This window comes from Alcanivorax sp. HI0083, assembly GCF_001635175.1.
In genome coordinates, this window is sequence record NZ_LWFX01001732.1 from 1 (window position 1) to 2,827 (window position 2,827).

General features: G+C 58.9%; 4 protein-coding genes. All 4 read left to right on the forward strand.

Translation table 11 applies throughout. The annotated features are described in order from the left end of the window. The first annotated feature begins 187 nt into the window (after positions 1-187). On the forward strand, positions 188-376 hold the full coding sequence (rpmF, locus tag A3754_RS25200) for a 50S ribosomal protein L32 (protein ID WP_007151009.1): 189 nt from the start codon (positions 188-190) through the stop codon (positions 374-376). Between the two features lie 213 nt (positions 377-589). Next, complete coding sequence (gene plsX / locus A3754_RS25205) at positions 590-1,606, forward strand: phosphate acyltransferase PlsX (protein WP_063521667.1); 1,017 nt, start codon at positions 590-592, stop codon at positions 1,604-1,606. A 127-nt stretch (positions 1,607-1,733) separates the two neighbouring features. Further along, positions 1,734-2,663 (forward strand): ACP S-malonyltransferase, encoded by a 930-nt coding sequence (gene fabD / locus A3754_RS25210; RefSeq protein ID WP_063521668.1) that lies wholly within the window; start codon positions 1,734-1,736, stop codon positions 2,661-2,663. Between the two features lie 2 nt (positions 2,664-2,665). Beyond that, on the forward strand, positions 2,666-2,827 hold a 162-nt coding region (locus A3754_RS25215), incomplete at its 3' end, for an SDR family NAD(P)-dependent oxidoreductase (RefSeq protein ID WP_156497225.1).

Sequence of the window (2,827 nt, forward strand, 5' to 3'; positions counted from 1 at the left end):
GATCGAAGAGGAACTGTTGCTGGCCATGCCGCTGGTGGCACTGCATGACCCTTGCCCGACAGCTTTACCGCATGATCGCGGTGAACCTGAGAAACACGAAAACGCGGATAATCCTTTTGCCGTGCTGGCCAAATTAAAAGGTCAAGGCAAGTAAATTCAGGCTGAATAAACGCCCGAGGAGCTCGAAATGGCTGTTCAAAAGAACCGTAAAACCCGTTCCAAGCGCGGCATGCGCCGCTCTCACGACGCGCTGCCCGCCGCTGCGCTGACTGAAGACACCAACACTGGTGAAGTGCACCGTCGTCACCACATTTCTCCGGATGGCATGTACCGCGGCCGTCAGGTGATCAGTCAGGGCGAATCTGACGACGAATAAGTTGTATGAAAACGGGAGCTGCGGCTCCCGTTTTTTTGTGCCCTGCTGGCTGAATGCTGTCTCTGTGCAGTGAAAGGCCGGTTTGTGCGGCACACTGAAATCCTCCTTCGGGAGGATTTTTTGTAAGTGGATTTGTGATTGAATGCGGGGAGCATGTCGCCGCCAGGCGTTTTTTGTCAGAATGCCCCCAAATTTGAATAAAGGAAGCAGCCCATGCCGGTTGTGACGTTAGCAGTGGATGCCATGGGGGGCGATCACGGCTTGTCCGTAACAGTGCCCGCAGTGGCAGCCATGCTGTCTCGCCATGCGCACATGCACATTATCCTGGTCGGCCAGCCCGAGCCGCTGGCTGACGCCTTGTCCCAGGCCAGTATCGCTGACCATCCCCGTATTACCGTCCAGCCTGCTTCTGAAGTGGTGGCCATGGATGACCCGGTTGCCGTGGCTCTGCGGCAGAAGAAAGACTCATCAATGCGCGTGGCCATTAATATGGTCAAGGAAGGGCGGGCCCAGGCGGCAGTCAGTGCCGGTAACACCGGTGCCCTGATGGCGGTGAGCCGCTTTGTGCTGAAAACTCTGCCAGGGGTAGACCGGCCTGCTATCTGCACGGCGATTCCCACGGCCAATGGCCACTGTCACATGCTCGATCTGGGTGCCAATGTGGATTCCGAACCCGTCCACCTGTTGCAATTTGCCCTGATGGGGCAGGCGGTCGTGCGTGCCGTCGATGGGGTGGAGCATCCCCGGGTCGCGCTACTCAACATTGGTGAGGAAGATATCAAGGGCAATGAGCAGATCAAGGAAGCGGCGGGCCTGTTGCGTGAAGCCGGCGACCTGAACTATGTGGGCTTCGTGGAAGGGAATGGCATTTTTGCCGGCGAAGCCGATGTGGTGGTCTGTGACGGCTTTGTCGGTAATGTTTCGCTGAAAACCATGGAAGGCGTGGCGAAAATGATCGGCAACATGTTGCGCGAAGAAATCAAACAATCCTGGTTGCGTAAACTGTGTGGTCTGTTTGCCTTGCCGGTTCTGATCGGGCTGAAAAAGCGTATGGACCCGGACCACTATAACGGCGCCAGCCTGGTTGGTCTGCGCGGAGTGGTGGTGAAAAGCCACGGTGGTACCAGCAAGGAAGGCTTTGCCTGCGCGCTGGAAGTGGCGCAACTGGAAGCCCGGCGCAATGTGCCTTCTCTGATCAGTGATGCACTGGGCCAGGCCAGCACCGACTGAAATCCTGTGTCGGGGTCGGCTGGCCTCGATGCTGTTCATACTTTGTTTCAGGCCCGACCGGACAGCGAAAGCGAAAGCCGGCATACTGCGGCCTGCCTATTCCTGTCTATTTTCAAGGGGATGTTGAATGTCGAAGACAGCCTTTATTTTTCCCGGTCAGGGCTCTCAGAGTCTGGGGATGCTGAGTGAGTTTGCCGAACGCCCGGCAGTGAAGCAGACCTTTCAGGAAGCCTCCGGTGCACTGGACCAGGATCTCTGGGCGTTGGCCCAGGAGGGGCCGAAAGAGGCACTGAACCAGACTGAAATTACCCAGCCGCTGCTGCTGACAGCCGGTGTCGCCCTGTGGCGGTTGTGGGAACAAAGTGGTGGTCCGCGGCCGGATGTGTTGGCCGGGCATAGTCTGGGTGAATACACCGCCCTGACCTGCGCGGGTGTGGTTAATCTGGGTGATGCTGTGCGGTTGGTTCGCACCCGTGGCCAGCTGATGCAGCAGGCCGTAGGGCAGGGTGAGGGCAGCATGGCCGCCATCCTGGGCCTGGATGATGAACAGGTCCGTTCTGCCTGTGCGCAGGCTGCACAGGGCGGCGTGGTCGAGGCAGTCAATTTCAATGCCCCCGGTCAGGTGGTGATTGCGGGTTCTGCGGACGCGGTCGAGCGAGCTATTGCGGCCTGTAAAGCGGCTGGAGCCAAGCGCGCCATGGCGCTGCCGGTGAGCGTGCCATCTCACTGCGCGTTGATGAAACCGGCGGCGGAACAGCTGGCCGAGACCTTGAGCGGCACGCGTTTTCATGCGGCGGAAATGCCCGTGATCAACAATGTGGACGTGGCCATGGAAACGGATCCGGAGAAAATTCGTGATGCGTTGATTCGCCAGCTCTATTCGCCGGTACGCTGGGTGGAAACCATCCAGGCACTGAAAGAGCAGGGTGCTGGGCATCTCTATGAGTGTGGTCCAGGCAAGGTGCTGTGCGGGCTGGTGAAACGCATTGATCGTGATTTGGCGGCTCGTCCGCTGGAAACAGAGGCGGCTTTCACGGCGGCCCTGCAAGGAGAATAAGAATGTCGGAAAAGAAAGTGGCGCTGGTCACTGGCGCAAGCCGGGGGATTGGCCGGGCGATTGCCGAACAGCTGATTGCCGACGGCTTCTTCGTTATCGGCACGGCCACCACGGATAAAGGGGCCGCTGCCATTGGCGATGCACTGGGCGAAAACGGTGCCGGC

Coding starts and splice junctions, on each gene's coding strand:
- rpmF (WP_007151009.1), top strand. CDS start 188: ATGGCTGTTCAAAAGAACCGTAAAACCCGTTCCAAGCGCGGCATGCGC.
- fabD (WP_063521668.1), top strand. CDS start 1,734: ATGTCGAAGACAGCCTTTATTTTTCCCGGTCAGGGCTCTCAGAGTCTG.
- plsX (WP_063521667.1), top strand. CDS start 590: ATGCCGGTTGTGACGTTAGCAGTGGATGCCATGGGGGGCGATCACGGC.